At 70.7% G+C, this 26,730-nt stretch carries 33 protein-coding genes; 17 read left to right on the top strand and 16 right to left on the bottom strand.

The genetic code is table 11. From position 1 onward, the window contains the following. Nucleotides 1–528, bottom strand: a 528-nt coding sequence (locus tag VGJ24_RS01195) for a nitrilase-related carbon-nitrogen hydrolase (protein ID WP_331498620.1), incomplete at its 3' end; no start/stop codon positions are given. 26 nt (nucleotides 529–554) lie between these two features. Between VGJ24_RS01195 and mobA the strand changes: the two genes are divergently transcribed. Genes mobA through VGJ24_RS01175 form a run of 4 tightly spaced genes read left to right on the top strand, consistent with a single transcriptional unit; the run spans nucleotide 555 to nucleotide 3,117 of the window. Beyond that, the gene (gene mobA / locus VGJ24_RS01190; protein ID WP_331498619.1) at nucleotides 555–1,163 is read left to right on the top strand and encodes a molybdenum cofactor guanylyltransferase; all 609 of its coding nucleotides are present in this window, start codon (nucleotides 555–557) and stop codon (nucleotides 1,161–1,163) included. Nucleotides 1,164–1,195: 32 nt separating this feature from the next. Then, the gene (locus VGJ24_RS01185) at nucleotides 1,196–1,519 is read left to right on the top strand and encodes a DUF6457 domain-containing protein (protein WP_331498618.1); all 324 of its coding nucleotides are present in this window, start codon (nucleotides 1,196–1,198) and stop codon (nucleotides 1,517–1,519) included. Then, entirely contained in the window at nucleotides 1,516–2,493 is a 978-nt protein-coding gene (locus VGJ24_RS01180) for an NAD(P)H-quinone oxidoreductase (RefSeq protein ID WP_331498617.1), read from the top strand. Before VGJ24_RS01185 ends, VGJ24_RS01180 begins: the two co-directional genes overlap by 4 nt. Nucleotides 2,494–2,532: 39 nt before the next feature. Further along, on the top strand, nucleotides 2,533–3,117 hold the full coding sequence (locus VGJ24_RS01175; protein ID WP_331498616.1) for a bacterial proteasome activator family protein: 585 nt from the start codon (nucleotides 2,533–2,535) through the stop codon (nucleotides 3,115–3,117). Between the two features lie 18 nt (nucleotides 3,118–3,135). On the opposite strand, the gene VGJ24_RS01170 is transcribed toward VGJ24_RS01175, so the two are convergent. The 6 genes from VGJ24_RS01170 to serS form a co-directional block, all read right to left on the bottom strand. Next, the gene (locus VGJ24_RS01170) at nucleotides 3,136–3,864 is read right to left on the bottom strand and encodes a GAF and ANTAR domain-containing protein (protein ID WP_331498615.1); all 729 of its coding nucleotides are present in this window, start codon (nucleotides 3,862–3,864) and stop codon (nucleotides 3,136–3,138) included. Nucleotides 3,865–3,918: 54 nt separating this feature from the next. Further along, nucleotides 3,919–4,680 carry a GAF and ANTAR domain-containing protein gene (locus tag VGJ24_RS01165; RefSeq protein ID WP_331498614.1) on the bottom strand — a complete coding sequence of 254 codons (762 nt, stop codon included), beginning with the start codon at nucleotides 4,678–4,680 and terminating at the stop codon, nucleotides 3,919–3,921. Nucleotides 4,681–4,885: 205 nt separating this feature from the next. Beyond that, entirely contained in the window at nucleotides 4,886–5,488 is a 603-nt protein-coding gene (locus VGJ24_RS01160) for a hypothetical protein (protein ID WP_331498613.1), read from the bottom strand. A 12-nt stretch (nucleotides 5,489–5,500) separates the two neighbouring features. Further along, on the bottom strand, nucleotides 5,501–6,295 hold the full coding sequence (locus VGJ24_RS01155; RefSeq protein ID WP_331498612.1) for a Cof-type HAD-IIB family hydrolase: 795 nt from the start codon (nucleotides 6,293–6,295) through the stop codon (nucleotides 5,501–5,503). Next, the gene (locus tag VGJ24_RS01150) at nucleotides 6,292–7,128 is read right to left on the bottom strand and encodes an HAD family hydrolase (protein WP_331498611.1); all 837 of its coding nucleotides are present in this window, start codon (nucleotides 7,126–7,128) and stop codon (nucleotides 6,292–6,294) included. Before VGJ24_RS01150 ends, VGJ24_RS01155 begins: the two co-directional genes overlap by 4 nt. Then, nucleotides 7,125–8,408, bottom strand: a complete 1,284-nt coding sequence (gene serS, locus VGJ24_RS01145) for a serine--tRNA ligase (protein ID WP_331498609.1) — start codon at nucleotides 8,406–8,408, stop codon at nucleotides 7,125–7,127. Before serS ends, VGJ24_RS01150 begins: the two co-directional genes overlap by 4 nt. A 98-nt stretch (nucleotides 8,409–8,506) precedes the next feature. On the opposite strand from serS, the gene VGJ24_RS01140 reads away from it, so the two are divergent. Then, nucleotides 8,507–10,081 carry a diacylglycerol kinase family protein gene (locus tag VGJ24_RS01140; RefSeq protein ID WP_331498608.1) on the top strand — a complete coding sequence of 525 codons (1,575 nt, stop codon included), beginning with the start codon at nucleotides 8,507–8,509 and terminating at the stop codon, nucleotides 10,079–10,081. Nucleotides 10,082–10,109: 28 nt separating this feature from the next. Here VGJ24_RS01140 and VGJ24_RS01135 read toward each other — a convergent pair whose 3' ends face one another. Next, nucleotides 10,110–10,649 carry a hypothetical protein gene (locus VGJ24_RS01135; RefSeq protein ID WP_331498607.1) on the bottom strand — a complete coding sequence of 180 codons (540 nt, stop codon included), beginning with the start codon at nucleotides 10,647–10,649 and terminating at the stop codon, nucleotides 10,110–10,112. A 193-nt stretch (nucleotides 10,650–10,842) separates the two neighbouring features. After that, nucleotides 10,843–11,241, bottom strand: a complete 399-nt coding sequence (locus VGJ24_RS01130) for a DUF4446 family protein (protein WP_331498606.1) — start codon at nucleotides 11,239–11,241, stop codon at nucleotides 10,843–10,845. Between the two features lie 49 nt (nucleotides 11,242–11,290). Here VGJ24_RS01130 and VGJ24_RS01125 point away from each other — a divergent pair, with 49 nt between their 5' ends. Then, nucleotides 11,291–12,151, top strand: a complete 861-nt coding sequence (locus VGJ24_RS01125) for a prephenate dehydratase (RefSeq protein WP_331498605.1) — start codon at nucleotides 11,291–11,293, stop codon at nucleotides 12,149–12,151. A 22-nt stretch (nucleotides 12,152–12,173) separates the two neighbouring features. Here VGJ24_RS01125 and VGJ24_RS01120 read toward each other — a convergent pair whose 3' ends face one another. After that, nucleotides 12,174–12,962, bottom strand: a complete 789-nt coding sequence (locus tag VGJ24_RS01120; RefSeq protein ID WP_331498604.1) for a VOC family protein — start codon at nucleotides 12,960–12,962, stop codon at nucleotides 12,174–12,176. 120 nt (nucleotides 12,963–13,082) lie between these two features. On the opposite strand from VGJ24_RS01120, the gene VGJ24_RS01115 reads away from it, so the two are divergent. After that, nucleotides 13,083–13,688 carry a TMEM165/GDT1 family protein gene (locus tag VGJ24_RS01115; protein ID WP_331498602.1) on the top strand — a complete coding sequence of 202 codons (606 nt, stop codon included), beginning with the start codon at nucleotides 13,083–13,085 and terminating at the stop codon, nucleotides 13,686–13,688. Between the two features lie 34 nt (nucleotides 13,689–13,722). After that, nucleotides 13,723–14,979, top strand: a complete 1,257-nt coding sequence (locus VGJ24_RS01110) for an arginine deiminase (protein WP_331498600.1) — start codon at nucleotides 13,723–13,725, stop codon at nucleotides 14,977–14,979. 18 nt (nucleotides 14,980–14,997) lie between these two features. On the opposite strand, the gene VGJ24_RS01105 is transcribed toward VGJ24_RS01110, so the two are convergent. Continuing rightward, complete coding sequence (locus tag VGJ24_RS01105) at nucleotides 14,998–16,038, bottom strand: hypothetical protein (protein ID WP_331498599.1); 1,041 nt, start codon at nucleotides 16,036–16,038, stop codon at nucleotides 14,998–15,000. 136 nt (nucleotides 16,039–16,174) lie between these two features. Between VGJ24_RS01105 and VGJ24_RS01100 the strand changes: the two genes are divergently transcribed. Continuing rightward, nucleotides 16,175–16,357: a hypothetical protein gene (locus tag VGJ24_RS01100; RefSeq protein ID WP_331498598.1), complete on the top strand. Its 183-nt coding sequence runs from the start codon at nucleotides 16,175–16,177 to the stop codon at nucleotides 16,355–16,357. Between the two features lie 134 nt (nucleotides 16,358–16,491). On the opposite strand, the gene VGJ24_RS01095 is transcribed toward VGJ24_RS01100, so the two are convergent. Next, a complete protein-coding gene (locus VGJ24_RS01095) occupies nucleotides 16,492–17,409 on the bottom strand; it encodes a DUF5926 family protein (RefSeq protein ID WP_331498596.1) in 918 nt (305 codons plus the stop codon). 40 nt (nucleotides 17,410–17,449) lie between these two features. Further along, nucleotides 17,450–18,241 carry a glycerophosphodiester phosphodiesterase family protein gene (locus VGJ24_RS01090; RefSeq protein ID WP_331498595.1) on the bottom strand — a complete coding sequence of 264 codons (792 nt, stop codon included), beginning with the start codon at nucleotides 18,239–18,241 and terminating at the stop codon, nucleotides 17,450–17,452. Nucleotides 18,242–18,521: 280 nt separating this feature from the next. On the opposite strand from VGJ24_RS01090, the gene VGJ24_RS01085 reads away from it, so the two are divergent. The 4 genes from VGJ24_RS01085 to VGJ24_RS01070 are packed head-to-tail and all read left to right on the top strand — an operon-like array spanning nucleotide 18,522 to nucleotide 21,002. Beyond that, nucleotides 18,522–19,532 (top strand): glyoxalase superfamily protein, encoded by a 1,011-nt coding sequence (locus VGJ24_RS01085; RefSeq protein WP_331498594.1) that lies wholly within the window; start codon nucleotides 18,522–18,524, stop codon nucleotides 19,530–19,532. 10 nt (nucleotides 19,533–19,542) lie between these two features. After that, on the top strand, nucleotides 19,543–19,833 hold the full coding sequence (locus tag VGJ24_RS01080) for a GNAT family N-acetyltransferase (RefSeq protein WP_331498593.1): 291 nt from the start codon (nucleotides 19,543–19,545) through the stop codon (nucleotides 19,831–19,833). Continuing rightward, nucleotides 19,830–20,408, top strand: coding sequence for a DinB family protein (locus tag VGJ24_RS01075; protein ID WP_331498592.1), 579 nt, complete (start codon nucleotides 19,830–19,832; stop codon nucleotides 20,406–20,408). The genes VGJ24_RS01080 and VGJ24_RS01075 overlap by 4 nt, the downstream gene beginning before the upstream one ends. Nucleotides 20,409–20,459: 51 nt before the next feature. Then, nucleotides 20,460–21,002 carry a dihydrofolate reductase family protein gene (locus VGJ24_RS01070; protein ID WP_331498591.1) on the top strand — a complete coding sequence of 181 codons (543 nt, stop codon included), beginning with the start codon at nucleotides 20,460–20,462 and terminating at the stop codon, nucleotides 21,000–21,002. 12 nt (nucleotides 21,003–21,014) lie between these two features. Here VGJ24_RS01070 and VGJ24_RS01065 read toward each other — a convergent pair whose 3' ends face one another. Continuing rightward, a complete protein-coding gene (locus VGJ24_RS01065; protein ID WP_331498590.1) occupies nucleotides 21,015–22,196 on the bottom strand; it encodes an ATP-binding protein in 1,182 nt (393 codons plus the stop codon). A gap of 212 nt (nucleotides 22,197–22,408) precedes the next feature. On the opposite strand from VGJ24_RS01065, the gene VGJ24_RS01060 reads away from it, so the two are divergent. Then, on the top strand, nucleotides 22,409–24,178 hold the full coding sequence (locus tag VGJ24_RS01060) for an MFS transporter (RefSeq protein WP_331498588.1): 1,770 nt from the start codon (nucleotides 22,409–22,411) through the stop codon (nucleotides 24,176–24,178). Beyond that, a complete protein-coding gene (locus tag VGJ24_RS01055; protein ID WP_331498586.1) occupies nucleotides 24,175–24,627 on the top strand; it encodes a MarR family transcriptional regulator in 453 nt (150 codons plus the stop codon). The genes VGJ24_RS01060 and VGJ24_RS01055 overlap by 4 nt, the downstream gene beginning before the upstream one ends. A 71-nt stretch (nucleotides 24,628–24,698) precedes the next feature. On the opposite strand, the gene VGJ24_RS01050 is transcribed toward VGJ24_RS01055, so the two are convergent. Next, on the bottom strand, nucleotides 24,699–24,947 hold the full coding sequence (locus VGJ24_RS01050; protein ID WP_331498584.1) for a hypothetical protein: 249 nt from the start codon (nucleotides 24,945–24,947) through the stop codon (nucleotides 24,699–24,701). 56 nt (nucleotides 24,948–25,003) lie between these two features. Between VGJ24_RS01050 and VGJ24_RS01045 the strand changes: the two genes are divergently transcribed. Then, the gene (locus VGJ24_RS01045) at nucleotides 25,004–25,870 is read left to right on the top strand and encodes an Fpg/Nei family DNA glycosylase (protein ID WP_331498583.1); all 867 of its coding nucleotides are present in this window, start codon (nucleotides 25,004–25,006) and stop codon (nucleotides 25,868–25,870) included. A gap of 5 nt (nucleotides 25,871–25,875) precedes the next feature. Beyond that, nucleotides 25,876–26,211: a rhodanese-like domain-containing protein gene (locus VGJ24_RS01040; protein WP_331498581.1), complete on the top strand. Its 336-nt coding sequence runs from the start codon at nucleotides 25,876–25,878 to the stop codon at nucleotides 26,209–26,211. Between the two features lie 7 nt (nucleotides 26,212–26,218). Here VGJ24_RS01040 and VGJ24_RS01035 read toward each other — a convergent pair whose 3' ends face one another. Beyond that, nucleotides 26,219–26,632, bottom strand: coding sequence for a hypothetical protein (locus VGJ24_RS01035; RefSeq protein WP_331498580.1), 414 nt, complete (start codon nucleotides 26,630–26,632; stop codon nucleotides 26,219–26,221). Nucleotides 26,633–26,730: the final 98 nt, after the last annotated feature.

Here is a 26,730-nt window from a genome sequence, read left to right as displayed (position 1 = left end):
CCAGTGGTACACCTTGCGCTCGCCCGCGACCCAGGCCGCCGGGACCAGCAGCACCTCGGCCCCGGCGTCGACCAGACGGCGTGCGAGCTCGGGGAAGCGCAGGTCGTAGCAGGTCATCACGCCGACCGTCGTGCCGTCGAGGTCGAACACGGCGGGCTCGATCGGCCCCGCGGCGAGGACGTCGGACTCCTTGTACCCGAACGAGTCGTAGAGGTGGATCTTGCGGTAGTCCACATGCGCGCCCCCGCGCACGACGACGGTGTTGTACGGCGTGCCGGCGGCCTGCTCGAACATCCCGGCGACGATCGTCGTACCCCGCTCGGTCGACACCCGCTCGACCGCGGTCACGAACGGCCCGTCCAGCGGCTCGGCGTAGGGCGCGAGGTCGGAGCCGGGCTCGCCGAAGTCGCGGGCGAACGCCTCGGGCAGGACGACCAGGTCGGCTTTTTCGGCAACCACCGACTCCAGCCGGGCGCGGTTGTCCGCGGGATCGAGCGACGAGGCCTCCTGCACCAACACCACCTGCATGGGCCAAGCCTGCCACCATTCACCTTGTGACCTGGGCCGCGGTGATCCTGACCGGTGGCACGGCCGCGCGGCTCGGCGGCATCGACAAGGGGTCGCTCGAGCATGCCGGCCGTTCCTTGCTCATGCGTGCCCTCGACGCGGTCGCCGGCGCGTCCGAGATCATCGTGGTCGGACCGGAGGCCGGGCCGGAGGTCGGCTCGGAGGTCGGCATGGCCGGCCCGGTGAGGTTCGCCCGGGAGGATCCTCCGGGTGGCGGCCCGCTGGCGGGGACCGCGGCAGGCGTCGCGGCGCTCACCCTCAGCCACGACCTGGTCGTCGTGCTGGCGGTCGACATGCCTCACGTCACCGCCGGAACGATCGCCCGGATCCTGGCGGCGGCCGAGGACGAGGACGTGGACGCCGCCTGGCTGACCGACTCGGAGGGACGTCGCCAGCTGGCCGGTGCCGTCCGGCCGTCGCTCGTCCCGCCGTCGGAGGACGCGCAGGACGGTCCGATGAGGCGGCTGATGACCGCCGGCACGGTCCGCGACGTGGCGGCGATCGAGGGCGAGGCCGAGGACATCGACACCTGGGAGGACGTGCTCCGGCTGTCGGGAGACGAACCTCCTGGCGTGGCGAGGCCCGATCGGACTTGAAGGTCAGCCGCCGTTTCGAAAGATTGGGCACCGTGAACCTGCACGACTGGATCGACGAGCTCTGTGACGTCCTCGACATCGACACGGAGGTCGACGAGGCACTCGTCCTCGACCTGGCGAAGGTGGTCGCCGACAACGTCGTCCGGCCGGCCGCGCCGGTGTCGACGTACCTGCTCGGGTATGCCGCCGGACATGCTGACGCGAACGTCGAGGAGGTCGAGCGCCTGGCCGCCCGGGCCCAGTCGTTGGCCGAGGGATGGGACCGCCCCCCGGGAGCGGCCGACCCGGTCGATGTCGACGACGACGTCCCCGATGACACCGGTGTCGACCACAGCGACGACGAGTTCGACGAGTGAAGGCGGTCCTGCCCCGGGAGCCCGGTGGCCCGGAGGTGCTGGAGCTGACCGACGTCCCGGATCCCGATCTGGCTGACGGAGAGGTCCTGATCGACGTCGTGGCCACCGCGGTCAACCGTGCTGACCTCCACCAGCGGCAGGGTCACTACCCACCTCCGCCCGGAGCCTCGGAGATCCTCGGGCTGGAGTGCAGCGGCAGGGTGGCCGCGGTGGGTACGTCGGTCGAAGGGCTCGAGGTGGGCCATGAGGTCTGCGCCCTGCTGGCGGGTGGGGGCTACGCCACCCGTGTCGCGGTCCCCGCCGGACAGGTCATGCCGAAGCCCGCCGGCGTCGACCTCGTCACGGCCGCAGGGCTCCCCGAGGTCGCGGCCACCGTGTGGTCCAACGTGTTGATGGTGGCCGGGCTCCGGTCGGGTGACACGTTCCTGGTGCACGGCGGAGCCGGTGGCATCGGGACCTTCGCGATCCAGCTCACGGCTGCGCTCGGTGCCCGGGTGTTCGCCACCGCCGGCTCGGCCGAGAAGCTCGCGCTCTGCACCGAGCTCGGCGCGGAGGTCACGATCAACTACCGCGATCAGGACTTCGTCGAGGTCGTCCGAGAGGTGACAGACGGTCACGGGGCAGACGTGATCCTGGACAACATGGGCGCCTCCTACCTCGCCCGCAACGTCGAGGCCCTGGCGGTCGAGGGACGCCTCGTCGTGATCGGGTTCCAGGGCGGAACGAAGGCCGAGCTCGATATCCGCGCTCTGTGGCGCAGGCGCGCCGCGGTGATCTCGACCAACCTGCGCGGTCGTCCGGTCGCCGAGAAGACCACCATCTGCGCCGCCGTGGCGGAGCACGTCTGGCCGCTGGTCGTCGATGGCACCATCCGTACGGTCGTCAGCCGGACGCTCCCGCTCGCGGAGGCGGCCGAAGCGCACCGCCTGATGGAGAGCGGCGAGAGCACCGGAAAGATCCTGCTGGTCGCCTGACCTGCCCGCTACTCACGCCGCGTTTGTAGGGTGGGCGCCATGACCGAGGAGCAGTCCGGACAGCAGCACGTGATCGTCGTCGGCCCCGACGGCCAGCCCGTCGCCGTACCGGCCGATACGGTGAGCCGGCCCACCGAGGACGAGGACAGTGACGACCTGCGTGAGCTCACCGAGTTGGTGGAGCAGCCGGCGAAGGTGATGCGGATCGGCAGCATGATCCGGCAGCTCCTCGAGGAGGTGAAGTCGGCGCCCCTGGACGACGCCAGCCGCAACCGCCTCAAGGAGATCCACCGCTCGTCCATCAAGGAGCTCGAGAGCGGGCTTGCGCCCGAGCTGGTCGAGGAGCTGGAGCGGCTGTCGCTGCCGTTCACCGAGGACGCGACGCCCTCGGACGCCGAGCTGCGGATCGCCCAGGCGCAGCTGGTCGGCTGGCTCGAGGGCCTGTTCCACGGGATCCAGACCGCGATCTACGCCCAGCAGGTGTCGGCGCGTGCACAGTTCGAGCAGATGCGTCGCGCCCTGCCGGGCGTCCCGGCTCGGGGCGTTCCCGGGCAGCCACCCGGGGTGCCCGGCCAGCAGGACGAGTCGACGCCCGAGCCGGGCCAGAGCGGGATGTACCTCTAGGGGCCAGTCCCGGCCGGATCAGGTCGCGGAGTCGACGAGGGCCTGGAGCGCCGCACGATCCGCGACCACGTTGCGCGCCACGTCGGTGAGCCGCAGTCGATGCTGGCGGGCGTAGGCACGCAGGACCCCGAAGGCATCGTCGACGCCGATCTCGAGAGTCCGGGCGACGGCACCCTTCGCCTGTTCGATGACGATCCTGCTGTTGAGGGCGAACTGCAGCTGCTCGGTCAGCTCCTCGGCCCTTCTCAGCGCGCGCTCCTGCATCAGGCCGATCGTCGCCAGGTCGGCCAGGGCGCGGGCGACCCGGCGTTCCTCCTGACTCATGGGCGAGGCGTCGGCCCGGAAGGTGTTCATCGCCCCGATCACCTGGTCGCGCAGGCGCAGGGGGAAGCAGTGGGCAGAACGCAGGCCCAGCTCGATCGCCCGGGGGGTGAAGACCGGCCAGCGCTCCATCGACTCCTCGATCACGATGTCGGCCACCTCCTCCCCGGTGTCGTGGGCGTCGAGGCACGGCCCCTCGGAGTTCTGGAGCTGGAACAGCTCCAGCAGACGGGCGTCCTCGCTCGACGCGGCCATGAATCTCAGGTTCCCCGCATGGTCGTCGAGCATGAGACCCACGGCTGTGCTCGAGGTGATCTCGGCTGCGTTGGTCGCCACGTGGTGGAGGAAGTCGATGAGGTCGAAATCGTCGACGAGTGTGTCGGCGACCTCCACGAACAGGTCTGACAGACGGCTGGTGCTGATCATCGCGAAATTCCTTCTCTCGTCCTCAGCGTAGGTTCCGGTGCCCAGGTGCGCATCTCAGTCGTCCTCCGGCCCGGGTAACCGTTCGCCCTCGAGGATGCGACGCGCCAGCTCGAGGAGGGCGAGGTCACGGCTGAACGCGTGGGCGCGCATCAGTGCCAACGCCTCTGCCAGGTCGATTCCGAGGTCGACCGTCACCATGCCCTGCGCCTGATGGACCTCCAGGCGTCCGTCCATCGCGCCCAGCTGGGGGTCGTCGAGCAATCCCACGGACGACCCGTCGGCTCCGGTCAGCAGGGTGTCGGTGGCGACCCTGGCGAACACCAGGGCCAACGAGAGCTCGTCCGGAGCCAGGGACCTCGCGCTGGCGCCGTACAGGTCGAGGACTCCGAGGCGCAGCGCACCCACGTGGAGCGGGAAGGAGTACGACGCGCGCAGGCCGTACCCGTCCAAGGTGGAGAGGTAGCCGGGCCATCGGGACCGGCCCATGAGCAGGAGGTCGGGCACGAGGACCGGGCGGGCCAGGGCGAAGGCCTCCAAGCAGGGGCCCTCGCCGACCTCGAAGGGCAGCTCACCGAGCCGCCGGGTTGCGTCGTCGGAGCTCGCCACGAGCGCCTCGCGCTCGCCGGTGATGAGATGCACGACGGCGCCGATGAGGCCGAGCGACGAGGTGGCGGCTCGGCAGACGCGCTGCAGTCCGGCGGCGGGGCCCGACAGGGAGGGATCGGCGACGCTGTCGGCCATCGCGGCTCGCGCCGCCGTCCATGAGACGCGGTCTCCACCAGCGTCAGCCGGGGTGTGGTCGTCGTGCGTGTCCACGTCAACCCGCTTCCCAGGGGACCTGCAATGGATCGTGACCACCCTACGCGCATCGGGTGTACGCAGGGTCGGTCCGGCGATAGGGTGCGGTGAGCACCCAGACCTCGTGCCCACCGCGTTTCCGGGGGGGAGGCGTGGCGCCTCGGTCGGGTCTCGGGACCACCGGGTTGACCGAGGCGCCGACGCTTCACGCGGCCCTCGTCTCCTACGGCGTACGCCGGCCGATCGTGGCGACGACCAGCAGACCGAGCAGGCTCAGGATCAGCAGTGCCGCGCCGGGTGCCAGCAGCCGGGACAGGCCGGGCGGCGAGGCGTCCGCGACCAACGTGAACCGGGCGGTGGCGGGTGGTGGCGGCTGGGGCTGGGCGCCGTTGCCGAGCTTGGCGACCACCTGGTCGGTGAGCTTCTTGGTCGCCTTGGCGGTCGCCGAGGTCGACACCAGCCGCGAGCCCTCCTCGGTGACGAAGAAGATGTATCGCTTGCTCTGCGCGAGCGTCGGGGGTGGGCAGGCGCTGCCGACCTTGGCGGTCACCACGACTGCGTCGGTGACCAGGGACCCCTGGTAGACCCGGTCGGCCTTCACCTTGTAGGTGCGCATGCGCAGGTCGCCCTTGCCGTGCACCGGCCGGACCTTGTCGACCACACCGCGGAACACCACATCGGCCCCCTTGATCTGCTTGTTGAGGCTCTGCTTCGGACACGGCGCGAGGGCGCGGGCCTGGGCAGGCGGCGACGCAGCCAGCAGCGCACCACCGACCAGCGCCGCGGAGATCGCGGCGCCGACGGCGCGTCGTACCGAGTGGGTCACCGGGCCATCACATCACAGCCCGTAAAGCCCGGCGAGGGTCACCGCGACGCCGTCCTCGGTGTTGCGCGGGGCCACGTGGTCGGCGGCGGCCAGCACCGACTCGTGAGCGTTGGCGACGGCGTACGACGATCCCGCCCAGGTCAGCATGGGCACGTCGTTGGGCATGTCACCGAACGCGACGACCTCATCGGCGCCCACGCCGAGGCGCTCGCACAGCGCCGCCAGGGCGCCGCCCTTGGTGACGCCGACCGCGCTGATCTCCATCAGGCGATCGGTGGTCCAGGTCGGGGTCGCGACCTCGCCGACCGCGTCGATCGCCCGCGCCCGGAAGTCCGTGGGGTCCAGGGTGAGGTGCTGGGCCAGCACCTTCACGGCCGGTTCGTCCCAGATCTCGGCCAGGTCGCCCACGCGCATGTCCGGTGGCGTCGGATGCATGTCGACGTACGCCGGCTCGTGTCGGAACCCACCCAGGCACTCCAGGGCGATCGCGGTGCCCGGCGCCGCTTCGCGGATCGCCTCGACCATCGGCAGACCGACCTCGGGCGGGATGCCGTGGTGGTCGAGCACCTCGCGGCTGCCGATGTCGTAGGTGATCGCGCCGTTCGAGACGATGCCGACACCGCGGCCACCGCCGACCCGGGCCCAGAGCTCGTCCATCCAGCGCAGTGGTCGAGCCGTCACGATCACGACGCGGACGCCGAGCTCCTGCACCCGGCGTAGCACGTCCTGCGAGCGCTCACTGAGGATGCCCTCGTCGTCGAGCAGGGTGCCGTCGAGGTCCGTGGCGACCAGGCGCGGCACGCTCACGCCGGGGGCCAGTACCGGTCGAGCTCCCGGGCGGCCCCCTCGTCGTAGACCGAGGCGGTGACCGCGTCCGCGGACTCCTTGACCACGTCGATCGACTGGCCCATGGCGACCCCGCGGCCGGCCCACTGGAGCATCTCGATGTCGTTGCGCCCGTCGCCGATGGCGAGGACGTCGGAGGCGTCGATGCCGAGCTCGCGCGCGACGTACTCCAGGCCCGAGGCCTTGCTGACGCCGACCGGCGCCAGGTCGAGCCAGGCGGTCCAGCCGACGATGTAGTCGGTGCCCTGGAGGCCGAGGCGCTCGCCGAGTGCGACGAAGTCGTCGGCGGTCGCGTCGGGGTCACGGATGATCACGCGGCTGACGGGCACGGCGACGAGATCGGCGACGTCGGCCATGGTGAACTCGCCGGAGAGCTCGCCCGTGGGGAACGGTCGGTTGACGCGGTATCCCACGCCGCGCTCCTCGACGGCGACCAGCGCCGAAGGGTGCTCCTGGAGCACGGCGCGGACCGCGGGCGCCGCGTCGAACGTCACCTCGTGGACGACCTCGATCGGCGGGTAGCGGAACACGACGGCGCCGTTGCTGGCCACCACCCAGAGCTGCTCACCGTCGCCGTGGAGGTCCAGGAGGTCGGCCACGTTGGTCATGCCGTGCGGGGAGCGGCCACTGGCCAGCACGACGTGGACGCCGGCGTCGAGGGCCCGGTGCACCGCGGCGTACACGGGTGGGCTGATCTGTTCGTACGTCGTGCCGACGCCCTCGATCCACTTCAGGAGAGTCCCGTCGATGTCGAGGGCGACCAGCTTCGGCCGCCATCCGTCGTCGTAGGTCACTGCGTGACCGGCTTGAGCACCTCGAGCCCACCGAGGTAGGGCCGCAGCGCCTCGGGCACGCGCACCGATCCGTCCTCCTGCTGGTGGGTCTCGAAGAGCGCGATGATCGGGCGGTTGGTCGAGCAGAGGGTGCCGTTGAGGGTGGCGATCGGCCCGATCTCGCCGTCCTTGCCGTCCACGGGGAACCGGCCGCGGGTGTCGAGCCGTCGCGTCTGGAAGTCGGTGCAGTTGGAGGTCGACGTGAGCTCGCGGTAGCGCCCCTGGCTGGCGATCCAGGCCTCGCAGTCGAACTTGCGCTGCGCCGAGAGCCCGAGGTCGCCGGCCGCGACGTCGATCACGCGGTAGCAGAGCTGGAGCTTGTCGAGGAACTCCTTCTCCCACTCCAGCAGCCGCCGGTGCTCGGCGAAGGACTCCTCGAGCGTCGTGTAGACGAACATCTCGACCTTGTCGAACCAGTGCACCCGGAAGATGCCGCGGGTGTCCTTGCCGTGCGAGCCGGCCTCCTTGCGGAAGCACGGGCTGAACGCCGCGTAGCGCAGCGGCAGCGTCGTGGCGTCGAGGATCTCGTCGGAGTGGTACGCCGCCATCGGGACCTCCGACGTACCGACGAGGTAGAGGTCCTGGCCCTCGATCCGGTACACGTCGTCGGCGGCCTGGCCGAGGAACCCGGTGCCTTCCATGGCCCGCGGCTTGACCAGCGACGGCGGAGTGACCTGGATGAACCCGTTGGCGCGGGCCATGTCCAACGCCATGTTGATCAGTGCGAACTCCAGCTGTGCGCCGACCCCGGTGAGGAAGTAGAAGCGAGAGCCCGACACCTTGGCGCCGCGCTCGAGATCGATGGCGCCGAGCATCCGGCCGAGCTCGACGTGGTCGCGGGGCTCGAAGTCGAACTCCGGCGGCGTGCCGACGGTCTCCAGGACGACGAAGTTCTCCTCACCGCCGGCCGGAGCCTCGTCCGCGGCGAGGTTGGGGATGTCCAGCATCGCCTGGCGCCAGGCCTCCTCGGCCTCGGTCTGCTCCGCCTCGGCCGCCTTCACCTCGGCCGAGAGGTCCTTGGTGCGGGCCAGCAGTGCGGCCTTCTCGTCACCCTGCGCCTGCGGGATCTGCTTGCCGAGCTGCTTCTGCTCGGCCCGCCTGGCCTCGAAGGCGGTGATGGCGCTACGGCGGGCGGAGTCGGCGGCCAGGGCTCGGTCCACGACGTCGTCGGAGAGCCCGCGCTTGGCCTGAGCGGCTCGCACGCGGTCGGGGTCCTCTCGCAGCACCTTCGGGTCGATCACGTCGTAAGGCTATCCGCGGGCGGTGCGGTCGAGCACGGCAGTTCCACACGCTCACGCGGGTGGGGTCCGGCGGCGGGGCTCCCGGCATACTGGCGCGCGTGCTCGAGCGCCAACGCCCCGTGATCCTGGCCTGGGCCGTGGTGTGCGCGGTGCTGTTCGCGGTGCTGGCGGTCCTCGTGCACCTCGACCGGGCGCCGTTGATCGGGTTCGACGACTTCGGGCGCTCGGCGGAGAGCTGGGCGCGGCAGTCGCACGCGTTCGTGAACGTGCTGCGCGGGATCGAGGCGGCGTTCGCCGGCCTCGGCATGACGATCCTCACGCTGCTGGTCGCCGTACCGCTGTGGATACGGAACCATCATCGGGCGGCGATCTACACGGTTCTGGTGATGGTCACCACCAGCGTCCTCTTCACCGGGATCAAGGCGCTCTACGGGCGCAGTCGGCCGGTGTGGCAGGACCCGGTCGGACAGCTCACCTCCCGATCCTTCCCGTCCGGACACTCGGCCAGTACGGCGGCGTTCGCCGGTGTCGTGATCGTGCTGGCGACGATGCTGATCCGGCGCGGCAACCCGCGGCGGGCCGTCTGCGCCGCTGCGGTGCTGCTGCCCCTGGTGGTCGGGGCCGACCGCGTGCTCCTGGGCCGGCACTACCCGACCGATGTGCTCGCCGGCTGGTTGCTCGGCGCGAGCGTGGTGCTGTTCTGGCTGGTGATCTACAGCCCGCTGCCGCGCAGTCATGCCGAGTCCGCCGTACCGCTGACCGAGTCGGTGCCGTCCGACCGCAAGCTGGCCGTGGTGGTCAACCCGTCCAAGCTCGAGGACGTCGGTCAGTTCCGCTCGATCCTGGCGGCGATGGCCGCGGAGGCGGGCTGGTCACGGCCGACGTGGCACTACACGACCGTCGAGGACCCGGGCACCGGCATGGCCGAGGCGGCCTCCGTCGGCGGGGCCGACCTGGTGCTGGTCTGCGGCGGCGACGGCACCGTCCGAGAGGTGTGCGCGGAGCTCGCGGGGACCGGGATCCCGGTCGGGATCATCCCGGCCGGGACGGGGAACCTGCTCGCCCGCAACCTCGCGATTCCGCTGTACCTCCGCGCCGCGATCGATGTCGCGCTCACCGGCCAGGACCAGGCGATCGACCTCGTCGAGGTGTCCGGCGACGACATGGAGGACACCCACTTCATGGTGATGGCCGGGATGGGGCTCGACGCCGCGATCATGGAAGGGGTCAACGAGCAGATCAAGGCCAAGGTCGGCTGGGTCGCCTACCTGCTCTCCGGGGTCAAGGCTCTGATGAGCCCCGTGGTGCGGATGGAGATCTCCGTCGACGACGGTGAGTTCACCGGACACCGCGCCCGGACCGTCGTGGTCGGCAACGTCGGCTTCCTCCAGGCCGGGATGCCACTGCTCCCGGACGCCGCGATCGACGACGGCCTGCTCGACGTGGTGCTGCTGTACCCCAAGCGCTTCGTCTCGTGGCTCCCCCTGGCGTTCCGGGTGCTCGCCAAGCGGCCCCGCACGGACGAGACCATCGCCCGGATGCGCGGCCGCACGGTCACGATCCGCGCGGCCTCACCCACACCCCGCCAGCTCGACGGCGACCCGCTCGGCGCCGGTAAGGAGCTCCGGATGACCTGCCTCCACGGCCGGGTGCTGGTGCGGGTCCCGCGCTAGCAGGTGCCCTACGTCCGCGACGGTCGCTCTACTCGGTGACGCGGCAGTCGCCGAACGCGGTGAAGGTCTTGTCGAAGCAGACCTGCCCGAGCTCGCTGGAGACCAGAGCGGGCGGGGTGTACGCCGTACCGCCCTCGGGGTCCCAGGTGAAGACGCGGAACCGGCCGGGGGTGTCGGTGGGGACCCGCGTGTAGAGGGCGCCGGAGGCCGAGACCCACGAGGTGGCGCCGAGGGCGACCGGGCCCTGGGTGGGCAGCGGCTGGAGACGGCCGTCCCACCGGACGAGGACCTGCCAACCCCCCGGCGTATGACGCAGCGTGCCCTCGGTGATGTCGCCGACCCGCACCTGTGCGCCGTCCTGAAGAGTCGGCCGCCCCGACGGGAGCAGCGGCGGCAGGTCGGCCTGCGAACCGAGCCGGCTGTTGGTGCCCGCGTGGTGGACCGCCGGGGCGGGAGACGGCTGGGCGACCGGTGCTGCCGGTGAGGCCTCGGCCCCGCTGTGATGCGCCCCGTGCAGGGCGAAGGGAACGACGATCGCGGCACCGGCCAGTGCGACCGCGGCGATCACCGCCGATCGTCGTCCGTGCTTCCCCGCATCCCCTGGTCCGATGCCCGTACCTGGTGCGCGTGTCGTGGCCATCGCGTCCCCTGATTCCCCGAGTACCCGTCATCAGGAAGGACGTCTCGCGAGCTGTCTGAGTTGCCTGCCGTGACGACCGTGGCCGAGTCGTGACCTTCCACGGGCCTCCTGGAACCAGAGCCTACGGACGGGCGTGCGCGATGGCTTCATCCTCTTCGGGTGACAGCTGCTGCTCGCAGGTCCAGGAGGTGATGCCCTTGGCGTACGTGCGAGCGTCGGAGCGGCCGTGGATCGAGGTCAGGACGACGCCGTCGCCGGAGTCGTCGAGCAGCGCCAGCGACCACGACAGGTGCCCGCCCATGTCGCCGAACGCGTCGTACCGGACGACCGCGAGGTGCCGGAGCGCGTCGCCCCCCTCGACCCGGAGCGCCGCGACCTCCTGCCGGAGACCCTGCACATCCTCCGGGAGCGCGTCGGCACCCGGTGGGTGACGGCCCGCCGTCTGGCGGCGGAGCGCGACGACCGCGAGCGCGGCGGCCGCAAGGGCCACCATGAGCGCGACGATGTCGAGGATCCACACGCTGAACGAGCGTAATCGCGTCGGCCGCCGACATGTGACACTGACGCGCGTGAGTACCCCCATCGCCGCAGATGCGCGACACCGGATCGCCTACCAAGGCGAGCCCGGCTCCAACTCGCACCTCGCCTGCCAGCAGCGCTTCCCGGACCTGGAGCCGGTCGCGACCGCGAGCTTCGAGGACTGCTTCGCCGCGGTCGAGAGCGGCGAGGCCGACCTGGCGATGATCCCGATCGACAACTCCGTGGCCGGCCGCGTCTCCGACATCCACCACTTCCTGCCGACCTCGCCCCTGCACATCGTGGGCGAGCACTTCCTGAGGATCCGGTTCGCCCTGCTCGGCATCCCGGGCGCGACTCTGGACGGTGTCAAGACCGTGCACAGCCACGTGCATGCGCTGGGTCAGTGCCGCCGGGTGATCCGCGAGCACGCCTTCACCCCGGTCATCTCGGGCGACACCGCCGGCGCGGCACGGGAGGTAAAGGAGGCCGGTGACCCGACGCAGGCCGCGATCTCACCGCCGCTGGCCGCCGAGATCTACGGCCTCGAGGTGCTGCTCGACGACGTCGAGGACGAGGACCACAACACCACGAGGTTCGTGGTCCTCTCCCGCGACTTCGAGCAGGCCCCCCGGGGCAACGGCCCGGTGGTGACCAGCTTCGTCTTCAACGTGCGGAACCTGCCCGCCGCCCTCTACAAGGCGCTGGGCGGCTTCGCGACCAACGGCGTGAACATGACCAAGCTCGAGAGCTACATGGTCGGCGGTGAGTTCACCGCCACCCAGTTCCTGGCCGAGGTCGACGGGCACCCCGACGACCCTCCGGTACGACGCGCGCTCGACGAGCTGGCCTTCTTCACCACCGAGGTGAAGGTGCTCGGGGTCTACCCCGCCGACTCGTTCCGCGCCGGCTGAGCTCGGACCGGTCCCGGACCGTCTACTCGGACTCCTGTGCGGGGTTGGACATCACCCAGAAGTTCGCACCCTGCGGGTCGGCGACCATCGCCATCCGTCCGACACCGGGTGCGTCGAACGCCGGCGCGACCGAGGCACCGCCGAGGTCGACGATCTTGGCGACGCTGGTGTCGACGTCCGCGACGTTGAAGTACACGTTCCAGTGCGGCGGGACGCCCTCCATCGGCGGGTTCATCGCGCCGCCGATCTGCCGGCCCTCGGTGTTGGTGAGCACGGTGTAGGTGCCCATCTCCCCGAAGTCCACGTCCTCGCTGCCCATGCCGAGCACCTCGGCGTAGAACTTCACCGCCGTCGGCACGTCGGGGGTCACGCACTCGTTCCAGGTCGGGGTGCCGGGCTCGTTGGCTCGCTCGGTGCCGATCGTGTCGCGGGCCTGCCACAGGCCGACGCGCGCCCCGGTGGGGTCCTGGATCGCGGACATCCGGCCATTGGTGTTGACGTCGAACGGTCCGGCCTCGACCTTCCCGCCCGCGGGCTCCACCTTCGCGGTCGCGGCGTCCACGTCGTCGACCGCGAGGTAGACGCCCCAGAACGCCGGATGACCTTCCATGCCCGGCATCTGGCCGCTGATCCCGCCGATCTCGTCGCCCTCGACCTTGGGGATGAAGTAGTGCCCCATCTCGCCCATGTCGTGATCGTCGAACGACCAGCCGAACAGGTCGCCGTAGAAGGTCTGGGCCGCAGCTTGGTCGGGCGTCATCAGCTCGATCCAGCTCGGCGTGCCTTGCTCGTAGTGCTCGAACTTCGTCATCGTTGCTGCTCCCCTGTGGATGGGTGGTCGACCCCGAGGACGACTCAACACCCGCACACCGACACTGGCAACGGGTGCCGGGGTGAACGTTGCGCAAATGCCACCCGCTAGGTTCGACCAGTGGACCTGGCCGTCATCGGGATCGCGTTCGGGGCGATCTTCCTGGTCGAGCTCCCCGACAAGACATTCATCGCCGCGCTGGTGCTCTCCACCCGCTACCGACCGTTCGCGGTGTGGGTCGGAGTCGGCCTGGCCTTCCTGATCCAGACCCTGATCGCATGCACGGTCGGCGGGCTCGTGACGCTCCTGCCACACCGCATCGTCGAGATCGTGGCCGGCCTGATCTTCCTGGCCGGCGCGATCCTGTTGCTCCGCGAGGCACCCAAGGCCGACGCCTCGGAGGCCGCGACCGAGGAGGAGTACGCCGCGAAGGCGGCCTCGCCCAAGTCCGGGCTGGCGGCCGTCGGTGCCAGCTTCGTGGTGCTGTTCGCGGCCGAGTGGGGCGACCTCTCGCAGCTGCTCACGATCAGCCTCGTCGGCCGCTATCACGATGCGGTGTCGGTCTTCATCGGCGCCTGGGGTGCACTGCTGGTCGTCTCGGGACTCGCGGTCGTGGCCGGGCGCTTCCTGCTGCGCTACCTACGGCTGTCGACCATCCACTACGTCGGATCGGCGGTGTGCTTCCTGCTCGCGGGGGTCACGGCGTACCAGGTCGTCGCGGGGTGACCAGGGGTGGGAGCCGTGCCCTAAAGTGCGCCCCATGTCGACCACACCCACCCCCGGCGACCGCGTCGCGGGGCGCCCGGCCGGCGCCGACTCCGAGGTCGGCCGTCTGCGCACGGTCATGCTCCACCGGCCCGGTCCCGAGCTGACCAGGCTCACCCCGCGCAACAACGACCGGCTGCTCTTCGACGGCATCCCGTGGGTGGCACGCGCACAGGACGAGCACGACGCGTTCGCCGCGGCCCTGCGCGAGCGCGACGTCGACGTCGTCTACCTGACCGACCTCCTGACCGAGACCTTCGCCGACGTGGACGCCCGCGAGCGGGCGATCGAGACGGCCCTCGGAAGCCTGCACCTCGGCGAGACCATGCGGCGCTGGCTCGGCCCGATGCTGCACGAGTCCTCGCCGGAGGAGCTGACCACCCACCTGACCGCCGGCGTCCGCAACGACGAGGTACGCGGCGGGTTCGGCCTGGTCACCTCCCTCCTTCCCCACGACGACTTCCTGATCGACCCCCTGCCCAACCTGCTGTTCACCCGCGACTCGTCGGTGTGGGTGCGCGACCAGGTGACGATCACGTCGCTGGCGATGCCCGCCCGGGCACGCGAGACGCAGCTGACCGAGCTGATCTACGGCTCCCACCCCCGCTTCTCCGACGCGCCGCGTCTGCACGGCTGGCGCAACGAGCACGTCGAGGGCGGTGACGTCCTTCTGCTCGCACCGGGGGTGCTGGCGATCGGCGTCGGCGAGCGGACGACGCCCGCGGGGGCCGAGCAGCTGGCCCGCGAGGTGTTCACCGCCGGGCTGGCGCACACCGTGCTCGCGGTGCCGATCGCCCAGGAGCGGGCGACCATGCACCTCGACACCGTGTGCACGATGGTCGACGTCGACAAGGTGGTGATGTACCCCAACGTCGCGGACACCCTCACGGCGTACGCCGTCACCATGGTCGACGGGACCGCCGGGCCTGGTGACTCAGACCTCGAGCTCCATGTCGCCGACGCCGAGCACTTCCTGGTGGCGGCCGCCAAGGCGATGGAGATCGACACCCTGCACCAGATCGACACCGGCCTCGACCCGGTGACCGCCGAGCGGGAGCAGTGGGACGACGGCAACAACACCCTCGCTCTCGCGCCCCGGGTCGCCGTGGCCTACGAGCGCAACGACGAGACCAACTCGCGTCTCGAGGAGGCCGGCATCGAGGTCGTGCGCATCGCCGGCTCCGAGCTGGGCTCCGGGCGCGGTGGCCCGCGCTGCATGAGCTGCCCGATCGAGCGCGACCCGCTGGGCTGAGCCCGGGCTGAGGCCGGGTCAGTGCAACAGCGACTCCGGTAGGTGCGCATGCCGGAGGGGCACTCCTGCCCGTTCGCAGGTGCCGGTCGACGTGTCGCAGCGCACCACCTGCACCGGAGCGATGTCGAGGTCGCCCGAGAACAGCAGGACGGAGGTCGGCGACTCCCAGGCGAGCACCTGAGCGTTCCGTGGTGCCGCCAACGGGCGGGCCCCGCTCGCGGTCCAGACGCGAGCCCGCGCACCGGGGGCCTTCGGCAGATAGGCGTACGTCGTGCCGTCCGGCGACCAGATGCCCAGGGATGCGACCGGCACCCGACCCACCCGGCGCAGGTGCCCACGCCAGTCGACCCGTGCGAACGCCGCAGGGCCCGCCCCGTCGCTGCGCAACGTGAACATGATGCCGTGCGGCCACTGGTCCGACCCGTCCAGCCACTGGTCGTGGGGCAGCGGGACGTGCACCGGCGGGCGGCCCGGTCGCCACAGCCACGAAGAGCCGCCGACGACGTCCAGCACGACGGCGCCGTCGGTGTCCACGCCGATGGCTCGGACGACCCCGTCGGCGTCGCAGCAGGTGACGCGTGTCGTCATCGTCGTGGAACCGATCCGGTGCGCCCGGCGCACGTCGTACTCCACGACCGTGAAGGCGGTGCGCGTCGTGTTCTCGTCGTACCGCTCGAGCTCGTGCGAGCTCACCCAGGCGACGTGGTCACCGTCCGCAGAGACGCTCGGCACCACTGCCTGCGAGGTCGTCGCGAACAGCAGGACGAGCCGCCTCCCCACCACACGGCTCCACGTGCTCCCGTGGTCACTGTCGTCGCCGACGAGGGTGGTCGGGCCGGCGGCCACCACCCGGGACAGTGGTGTGCGGATCGTGCGACCGTCGACGTGGAGCAGGCCGCGCGACCACCACGGGATCCTCGGCGGGTCGCCGACGACGTGGCCGCTGGTGGCGGGGTGAGCCGTCTGGACGGGAGCCGATGATGGATTCGCATGCTCGTGCGAGCCGCATCCCGCCAGGACGACAACGGCCGCGAGCACTGCCGCAGACCGCCACCTCATGCTGAAGGGACGCGCGGGGCCGCCGGAATTGTTGTGACGCTTGCAACCGATGGGCATCCGGTACTCGTGGTAGTGGGTGAGTGGCGCCGTCGGGATGCCGGTCGAAGGGGCACGGAATGCCGCCATCGTCTGGGTCGTGATCGCGCTCGTGGTACTCGTGGCGGCGCTGCTGGCGATCGACTGGTCCACCGCGGGGCCGAGCAGGCGCCGGATGCTCGTGCGTGCGAAGGACCAGAGCTCCGACAACGCCGGCGTGGGCTACGCGAGCATCCCCCGCCAGGCGCAGTCCACCCAGAGCCGGAGCAACACTCACATCTGACGGGCATGAGAAGGCCCGGTCGATGTCGACGGGGGAGGCAACAACGACCGGGCCGTCCGCGACGCTAGCGAACGACCGGTCGTCGGATCAACCTCCCCGGGCGTCCTTTTTGTCCGAGGGCGGAACGTCGCAGGTCAGCGCAGGGTCACTTGCTGGCTGGCCAGCAACGAACGCGCCGCGCGTTCCCCTGAGGTGAGGTCGGAACCCTCGGCCAGCGCCTCCTCGAGACGAATCCGAAACGCAGCCACCGGTTCCTCGAGCACGGCCGCTCCGGTGCCGGCGGGGAGGTCCCAGACCGGGGCCAGGAGCCCGTGCGCACGGAACATCCCGACCAGCTTCGAGCCCTCGGCGATCGAGTCCTCGTCGGCGGCGTGCAGCCTGGCCAGGGCGTCGAGCAGAGTCGTCTCGTCCTGCGGGAGCACCCAGCGCAGGTGCTCCTTGCTCCCCGCGTCGACCCAGTACGCCGCATCGACCGAGCCGAGCCGGGCGGTGGGCGCGACCGCGCCGTTCGCCTGCTCCAGGGCCTCGGCCATCGCCTGGTCGCGCTCCTCGACGTCACCCAACCACCACTCGAAGCCGTCGTGCACGGTCACCTCCAGCGGCTGGTCGGCGACGAGGTCCTGCAACCGAACACCCGGCCCGGGCGGGTCGATGAGTCCGACGATGCCGGGCTCGTCGGTCGCCAGCGCCCTCTCCAGGACGGCGGCCAGGTCGCGGGAGGGGTCACCGAACGAGTGCCGCACCTGCAGGCCGATCCACACCTGGCCGGAGTCGCGCACCATCGCGGGTGCCGCCATCGGCAGCAGGCTGCCGAGCAGGACTGTGCGATCGCCCACGGTCAGCGGGGCCGTCGCCGACGGCACGAACTCACGCAGCGCCACCAGGTCCCGCTCGCCGGCCAGCCCCTGGAACGGTCGTGCCACGAAGGCACCACCGCTCGAGCCGTGGCACGCCTTGTAGCGCTTGCCCGACCCGCACGGGCACGGCTCGCGCGGGCCGATGTCGCCCTCGGTGACGCGGTCGCGCGCCTTGGTGCGTGACTTCTTGGCCATGCCGCAGGCTACCGAGGCCGCGCGTGCCCAGATCAGACCGTCACGCGGTGGGTACGCCGTTCAGCCACCCCAGCACCGCCCGCGGCCGGTCGGTGATCACCGCGCTCACCCCGAGCGATCGGCAGAGAGCCAGCTCCTCCTCGGTGTTCACGGTCCACACATGGAGCTCGCGGCCGGTGCGACCCATCTTCGCGGCGAACTTCGGGTGCTTCATCAGCTGGTCGATGCCCGGCCCGAGGATCCAGCCCTCCTCGACCATCGGCTTGAGCATCGGCCAGTGCCGCGCCTTCTCGAGCAACAACACCAACCGCAGCCCGGGCGCCAGCTTCTGCATCCGCTGCAGCGCGACGTAGGAGAAGCTCATCACCCGTACCGGGCTGCCCTCCCCCGTCCAGCCGAAGTCGGCCAGCGCCTCGACCAGGCGCCGCTCGACCAGCCCGCCGTAGCGCGTGGGGTGCTTGGTCTCGATGGCCAGCTCGATCGGCCGGTCCGCCTCCGCGACGGTCTCGAGCAGCCGGCGCAACGTGAGCACCTTGTCGAGGTCGGGGTCGGGGTCCTCCGCCTCGTCGTCGAGTCCCGCCCACGGGTTCTTCCAGGACGCGAACTCGAGCTGGTCGAGGTCCGCCAGCTCCATCGTGGAGACCAGGCCGCGCAGGCTCGCCGTACGCCGGAGATCGCGGTCGTGGACGCAGACCAGGTGCCCGTCGGCGGTGAGCCGGACGTCGCACTCCAAGGCCTCGGCCCCTTCGCGGATGGCTTCGAGATAGGCCCTCCGGGTGTGTTCGGCGTTCTCGAAGCTCGCGCCGCGGTGTGCGACGACCTGCGGCCTCATGCCTGCATTCTGGCCTATGGATGGCGACGAACCGGGGCTCTTGCCGCGCGGCGTCGCGGTGTTCACCGACTCTTCCTCGGGCGGTTGCCACGGGGCTACGCTGGCTGTGGCCAGAGGCAGCCGGCCGCCTGCTCCGGAAGCCCGGAACGGTGAATGCCCCGCAGCTCCCTTCCTGTCCGTGATGCGCCCTCACCGGGCGGACCCGATCCAGGCAACGCAGGCCCCTGACACACCGTGACTCCGCTGGAGTCCCGATGGTCCGCCGGAGAGAAGCAGCATCATGTCCGAGATCCACAAGCAGATGGCCAAGCGGCTGCGCGCCGACCTGGCCACCCGCGACCTCAGCGTCAGCCACAGCGACGCCCTCGAGCTCGTCGCCCATCAGTACGGCGTGCGTGACTGGAACACCTTGGCCGCGACCTCGGCCGGCGACGACGCCCCCGAGGGCCCGGCCGTCCCGATCCTGAGGATCTTCGACCGCGACAAGGCGGTCGAGTTCTACGTCGGCTATCTGGGCTTCACCCTCGACTGGGAGCACGGGCACGCCGACCACTCCCCGCTCTATGCGCGGGTGAGCCGCGGTCGCGCGGTGCTCCACCTCAGCGAGCACCACGGCGACGCGAGCCCGGGCGGTGCCGCGCTGGTGCCGGTCGCCGACGTCACGGCCCTGCACGCCGAGCTCCACGCGCGGCCCTACGACTACGCCCATCCCGGCGTGCGCGACGAGGACTGGGGCCGGGTGATGGTCGTCATCGACCCGTTCCACAACCGGATCCTGTTCCACCAGCCGGTGGCTCCGACCGTCGATCCGCGTCCGTCCGAGGCGGCGGGCCCGATCGAGCTGGAGTACTCCCTGGCGTGCTCGCCCGCCCACGCCTTCGACACCTTCACCCGGAACATCGACGGCTGGTGGGGTCGGAGCTATGCGCCCGAAGGGCTGGAGCGGGTCGTCGTCGAACCCCGCGTCGGTGGGCTCGTGACTCACTACCTGGCCGACGGGACGGCGTACCACTGGGGCGAGGTGCTCGTCTGGGACGAGCCGCTGCACTACGCGCAGGCCTTCACGCTCGCCCAGGACCCCGAGCACCCCAGCCGGCTCGACGTCTGGTTCGAGTCGCGCGACGGCGGCTGCCGGATGCACTTCGCCCATGGCGGCTGGACGCCGGGCAACGTCGCCGGACGCGCGAAGTTCAACGAGTGGCACATCCTCCTGGATCGCTTCGCCGCGGTCGCCGAGGGGCGGCCGGTGCCGGACCTCCCCGCGCACGTGACCGGGGGTGGTGCGGACTAGCGTCGACGCCATGAGCGCGGACGTGGAGGTACGGGACAACCCGGAGCAGCGGCGGTTCGAGGCGTACGTCGACGGGAAGCTCGCCGGCTTCTCGGCGTACGACCTCACCGACGGCGGGATCATGATCCTGCACACCGAGGTCGACGACGCGTTCGAGGGTCAGGGGGTGGGCTCGGCGCTGGCGCGGCAGATGCTCGACCTGATCCGCGCGGACGGCGAGCTGAAGGTCACCGTCCTGTGTCCGTTCGTGAACGCGTGGCTGCGGCGGCACCCCGACTACCAGGACCTGACCCGGCGATGAGCGTGATGACCCTGACCGACCACGTGCGTCGCCATCTGCAGAGGTCGCGCGATGACGTGGTGGCCTCTCTCGAGGGGCTGTCGGAGTACGACGTGCGCCGGCCACTCGTGCCGTCGGGCACCAATCTGCTGGGGCTGGTCAAGCACCTCACCGGCATCGAGCTCGGCTACCTCGGTGCGTGCGTCGGCCGGCCGTCGCCGGTGTCCCTGCCGTGGGAGGACGACGGCTCGGTGTGGGAGTCGGCCGACATGTGGGCGACCGCCGACCAGTCGCGGGACTACCTCCTCGGGCTCTATCACCGGGCCTGGCAGCACAGCGACGAGTCGTTCGAGACGCTCGCGCTGGACGCCCCGGCCCACGTGCCGTGGTGGCCGGAGGCGCACCGCGACACGACGTTCGGCGAGCTCGTCGTCCGCGTGCTCGACGAGACTGCTCATCATGCCGGGCACTGCGACATCGTGAGGGAATTGGTCGACGGTCGTGGTGGGGGCGACCAGAGCGATGTGGGGGACGTGGAGTGGTGGACGGCGTACGTCGCGAAGATCCAGGGGGCCGCCGACACGTTCCGGGAGTAGCCCACGCCCGTGCGAGGGTGGAGTCGCTACTCAGCGGTCCAGGAGGGCGAGATGGGCAAGATCCTCGTGCACGAGTTCATGAGCCTCGACGGTGTGATCGACGCCCCGCTGTGGACCTTCGAGTTCGGCTTCGACCCGAAGATGGGCGAGACCTTGGCCGCCGTCACCGGCGGCTGCCAGGGCATCCTGCTGGGGCGCACGACGTACCAGATGTTCGAGCCGGCGTGGTCGACGCGGACCGTCGAGGACGACCCGGGCGCGCCGTTCTTCAACGACACGATGAAGTACGTCGTCTCCGGCACCCTCACCGAGGCCACCTGGCGCAACAGCGAGATCATCGGCGCCTACGACCCCGACCGGATCCGGGCGTTGAAGGACGAGGTCGGCGACCTCTGCGTCAGCGGCAGCGGCATGTTGGTGCGTGGCCTGGTCGCGGACGGACTCGCCGACGAGCTGCACCTGTTCATGTACCCGGTCACCCGCGGCGGCGGCCCCCGAGTGTTCCCCGACGGGGTCGAAGGGACGTTCGAGCTGGCGACTGTCGAGCAGTACGCCAACGGCGTGGTGCACCTGCTGGCGACGCCGAAGTCCTGACCTCCCCCGCGATCACCGCGACCTCAGGAACGCCCCGAAGTGCGGGACGGTGAAGGCGATCCGTCCCCGCTCGCCGGAGTAGATCAGGCCCTTCTTCAGCAGCGCGTCGCGGGCGGGTGAGAGCGACTGGGGCCGCTTGCCCAGGACGCCGGCGACGTCAGCTGTCGGCACCGACTCGATGCCCTCGAACCTCTCGTCGGCCATCGCGTGGAGGTACTCCCGCTCCCCTGGCGTCGCGCGTTCGTAGCGCGAGCCGAAGAAGCCGACGGCCAGCTCGCGCTCGGCCTCCGGCGCAGCCACGGCGACGTCCTCGGCACTGATCGGCGAGCGGGGTGCGAGGTCCCAGACGGTCTTGCCGTAGGCCTGGATGAAGTAGGGGTAGCCACCGGTGGCGGCGTACAGCGCGGCAAGGGCCTCCTCGTCGTACGCCGCCTCCTCGGCCTCGGCAGGGACGCGCAGCGCGAGGTCGGCGTTCTCGCGGTCGAGCCGGTCGATGCGTTGGTAGCCGAAGAGCCGCTCGGAGTAGGACTTCGCGGCGGACAGCACCGCCGGGAGGTGCGGCAACCCGGCGCCCACGACGATCACGGGCAGTCCCGACTGGCTGATCTCGTGGCACGCGGCACAGAGCGCGGAGACGTCGTCGGGACCGAGGTCCTGCATCTCGTCGACGAACACCGCGATCCCGCGTCCCCGGTCGGCTGCGAGCCCCCCGAGGTCGGTGAACAGCTCGACCAGGTCGATCTCGATGTCGCCGGAGTCCGCCCGGCCGCGGACGGACGGAGCGTCGATGCCGGGATGCCAGCGGTCTCGGAGCTTGGCGTTGGTCCCGGCGTCGCGCTCGGCGAACGACCGGACGACGCCGAGCACGTGGGTGACCGAGTCCTGGTCGGGGTGCCCGAGCTCGCGGACCGCCTGGTGCAGCGCCGACGACAGCGGACGACGCAGGCCCTGGTCGGGGCGCGCCTCGAGCTTGCCCGTGCCCCAGCCGCGTCGTACGGCGGCGGAGCGAAGGGCGTTCAGCAGCACGGTCTTGCCGACCCCGCGCAACCCGGTGAGCACGATGCTCCGCTCGGGCCGACCGTGGGCGACCCGCTCGAGGACGACGTCGAACGCCGCCAGCTGCGCGCTCCGGCCGGCCAGCTCGGGCGGCCGCTGCCCGGCGCCGGGCGCGTACGGGTTGCGGATCGGATCCATGCTCGGACCGTATCCGGCTCTCTAGCCGATCCCGTAGAAAGACCGCGCTCCCCGAGCGTGTCGGGGAGCCCGGATGGTGCCATCGGTACGTCGTGACGCGGCACCTTTCTCTCGCACGCGGATGAGCGAGGTGCGACGTCCAGGTCACGGAGGGGTGAACTCTTCGTGGACTCGATGCGCGCGTCACCCAAATCGTTAGTACCCTTGAACTAATGAACTCCGCAGCCTCTCCCGCCACCCTCGGACCGCGCTACAAGTGGATCGCCCTGTCCACCACGACGCTCGGCGTCCTGATCGCGACGATCAACTCCTCGATCCTGCTGATCGCCCTGCCCGACATCTTCCGCGGCCTGAAGATCGACCCGCTCGCGTCCGGCAACTCCAGCTACCTGCTCTGGCTGATCATGGGCTACCTTGTCGTGACCGCGGTCCTGGTCGTCACGTTCGGCCGGTTGGGCGACATGTACGGCCGGGTGAAGATGTTCAACGCCGGCTTCGCGATCTTCACGATCTTCTCGATCACCCTCAGCGTCGTCTGGCTCACCGGGACCCCCGGCGTGCTGTACCTGATCATCATGCGCATCCTGCAGGGCGTCGGCGGCGCGCTGCTGATGGCCAACTCCAGCGCGATCATCACCGACGCCTTCCCCTCCGACCAACGCGGTCTCGCGCTCGGCCTGAACATGGTGGCCGGCATCGCCGGCTCGTTCCTCGGCCTGGTGATCGGCGGCGTGCTCGCCCCGGTGGACTGGCGCCTCGTGTTCCTGGTCTCGGTGCCCTTCAGCCTCTTCGGTACGGCGTGGGGCTACCTCAAGCTGCGCGACCTCAGCCCGCGCCGTCACCACGTCATGGACTGGTGGGGCAACATCACCTTCGCCCTCGGCCTGATCGGCGTCCTGGTCGCGATCACCTACGGGATCCAGCCGTACGGCAGCCACATCATGGGGTGGACCAACCCGTGGGTGCTGGCCTCGATCGTCGGCGGCGTGATCCTGCTCGGGGTCTTCTGCTGGATCGAGACGCGCATCGAGCACCCGATGTTCCACCTCGACCTGTTCAAGATCCGCGCGTTCACCTTCGGCAACCTCGCCAGCCTCCTCGCCGGCCTCGGTCGCGGCGGCCTGATGTTCATCCTGATCATCTGGCTGCAGGGGATCTGGCTGCCGCGGCACGGCTACTCGTTCGAGTCCACGCCGCTGTGGGCGGGCATCTTCATGCTGCCGATGACCCTCGGCTTCCTGGTCGCCGGCCCGCTGTCCGGCTGGCTCTCCGACCGGTACGGCGCGCGCCCGTTCGCCACCGGCGGCATGCTGATCGCGGCGCTCAGCTTCTTCTGGTTCGCCGCGCTGCCGGTCGACTTCACCTACTGGATGTTCGCGGCCGCGCTCTTCTGCAACGGCTTCGGGATGGGACTGTTCGCCTCGCCCAACCGGGCCGCGGTCATGAACTCGCTGCCGGCCAACCGGCGAGGCGTGGGCGGCGGCATGAGCACCACGTTCCAGAACACCTCGATGGTGCTCTCGATCGGCATCTTCTTCTCGCTGATGATCGTCGGGCTGGCCGCGTCACTGCCGGCGACCATGCAGACCGGACTGACGGCGCACGGCGTACCGGCGGCGCAGGCGCACGCGGTCGCCGGCCTGCCGCCGGTCGCGGTGCTGTTCGCGTCGCTGCTCGGCTACAACCCGGTGCAGTCGCTCCTGGGCAGCCACACCCTGGCGCAGCTGCACAGCGGGGACGCGCACTACCTCACCGGCCACACGTTCTTCCCGTCGCTGATCTCCGGGCCGTTCCACGACGGGCTGATCGTCGCCTTCGCGTTCGCGATCGCGGCGTGCCTGGTGGCCGCCGCGGCGTCATGGTTCATGGGAGAGAAGTTCGTCCATGCCGACGACCAGCACGAGACACCGATGGACTTCGCCCAGCCGGAGGCTCCGGCTCCGGAAGTCGAGGCGTCGCGGCCCCAGGTGGCCCGGTCATGACAGGGGGTACGCCGCGGAAGGTCACCCGGCTGGCCGGCGAGGTGCGGACCGAGGTCAGCCGGCTCGCCTATCACCTGCGCACACCCGCCACCAGGTCGGGGATCACCCCGACCCGGCTGACCGCACTGTCTGCGCTGACCCGCTACCCGGACGGCCTCCGCCAGGGCGACCTGGCCGAGCTGATGAACATCTCCGCCCCGAGCATGACCCGGCTCGTCGAGATCCTCGAGGAGGCGGGGTGGGTCGAACGACGCCGCGACCCGGACGACCAACGCTGCCTGCTGATCGTGCTGTCTCCGGTCGGCCGGAAGACCCTCGACACCCTCCGCGACGAGTCCGCCTCCCAGCTCAGCGAGGAGCTCGCCGACCTGACCGCCGACGAGCGCGCGGCCCTCGCGGCCGCGGTACCGGTCCTGCGCAAGCTCGCCGACCGCCACCTCGACGGCTGACCCCGCCGAGTCGACGCCAAGAGGCACGGATCTCACGCCGAGTTGCCGACTCGGCGATCGGCGATCGGCTTTCAGCTGACGTTGTGCCGGCGGGTGCGGGCGACGGCGTACGCCGTGTCGAGCCCGGTGCGGAGCAGGTCGATCAGCTCGGGGACCTCGTCGACGGTCAGCCTGAACGATCCCGTGCAGACGTTCTCGCGCCACAGCGAGAGCACGACCATGTCGGTGTCGTAGTGCCACGAGACCCGCAGGGCGCGGTCGGCGCCGCGCGCGTCGAGGAAGATCTCCCCACTCGCGGGCAGCGGTCGCGCGGTGGCCATGATCGATTCTCCCTCCGCCCCGGTGATCTGTCACCGCTCTCGGTGATACTTGACCCATGCCGGAGCTGCCCGAGGTGGAGGCGCTGGCCCTCGATCTCAAGGGCCGGCTCGACGGTCATGCCATCGCCAGGATCCATCTGGCCGCGTTCAGCGCGCTCAAGACGTTCGACCCGCCGGTCCAGGCGCTCGAGGGCACGCTGGTCGATGACGTGACCCGGCACGGGAAGTTCCTCGACATCGAGGCCAGCGGGCTCCACCTGGTCTTCCACCTCGCGCGGGCCGGCTGGATCCGGTGGAAGGACGAGCTGCCGACCACGCCGCCACGGCCCAACAGCAAGTCGGGGCTGGCGGTCCGGGTCGTCCTGGACGACCAGAGCGGGCTCGACGTCACCGAGGCCGGCACCAAGAAGAGCCTCGCGGCGTACGTCGTGCGCTCGCCGCAGGACGTGCCGGGCATCGCCAGCCTCGGGCCGGATCCTCTCGACGACGCCTTCACCCGCGACATCCTGGCGAACATCCTGGAGGACGCCGGCCGTTCCCAGATCAAGGGCGTGCTGCGTCACCAGGGCACGATCGCCGGCATCGGCAACGCCTACAGCGACGAGATCCTGCACGCGGCCAAGATGTCGCCGTTCAAGCCGGCGAACAGCCTGACCGCTGACGAGCTGGACCAGCTGTTCGCCGCGATCAAGGACGAGCTCGGCGACGCCGTCGAGCGGTCCCGGGGTCTGGCCGCCAGCGAGCTCAAGGGTGAGAAGAAGACCCACATGGCGGTGCACGGCCGCGCCGGTGACAAGTGCCCGGTCTGTGGTGACGTCGTGCGCGAGGTCAGCTTCGCCGACTCCGCCCTGCAGTACTGCCCCACCTGCCAGACCGGCGGCAAGCCGCTGGCCGACCGCCGGCTGTCCCGTCTGCTGAAGTAGGGGCTATGGAGATCCCCAGTGCCACCGTCTCGGGAGTACCCGACCCGCTGCCCGAGGGCCTGCTCGTGCTGGACGTCCGCGAGGACGACGAGTGGCGCGCCGGCCACGTCGAGGGGTCGCTGCACGTCCCGCTGATGGAGCTGGGCGCGACCTACACCGAGCTCCCGCGCGCCGACCAGACCCTGGTCGTGTGCCGCGTCGGCAGCCGCTCGGCGTACGCCGCCGGGTTCCTGATCCAGCAGGGCATCGAGGCGGTCAACCTCGAGGGCGGTCTCCTCGAGTGGTACGCCGCGGGGCGGCCGCTGGTCACCGACGAGGACCATCCGGCCACGGTGCTGTGAGCGAGTCCTAGGACGACGCGTCGGTCGGGAGGCCCTGGCACTCCTGGGCGTAGAAGGTGACGAAGGCCGTGACGTCGGCCTGGTCCTGACCGGTCAGGCCGCGCGCCATCTGGGTGATGTCGCCCTCGTTGGTCTTGTCCGGCAGCTGCTGAAGCCGGTCGACCAGCAACACGAAGCCGCGCCGGGCGGAGGAGTCGATGCCGCTCGGAGTCCCGACCTTGCTCAGCGTGTCGGCAGCCTCCTTGGGAGTGGTGCCGGAGCCGATGTCGTTGAACGACTGGCAGAACGTGTCCTTGGTGGCGTTCGTCGGCGAACCCGAGCCGCTCTGCGCGGAGCCCGACGAGGACCCGTTGCCGCACGCTGCGAGCACTCCCGTGAGCACGAGCGCGCCCACGGCGACCAGCGGCTTCCGGTCCTGCATGTGTCTCCTCAACGTCCGGCGGTGTCTCCTGCCACTGTGCCCTCTCCTCCGGGAGTACGCACAACGGCGGTGAGTCGTTCGAAGTCGACGTCGGGGGT

The organism is Nocardioides sp. (assembly GCF_036493135.1).
In the GTDB taxonomy this organism is placed as follows: domain Bacteria; phylum Actinomycetota; class Actinomycetes; order Propionibacteriales; family Nocardioidaceae; genus Nocardioides.
The sequence above is the reverse complement of the archived record's forward strand: the minus strand, read 5'-3'. Positions and strand labels throughout refer to the sequence as shown.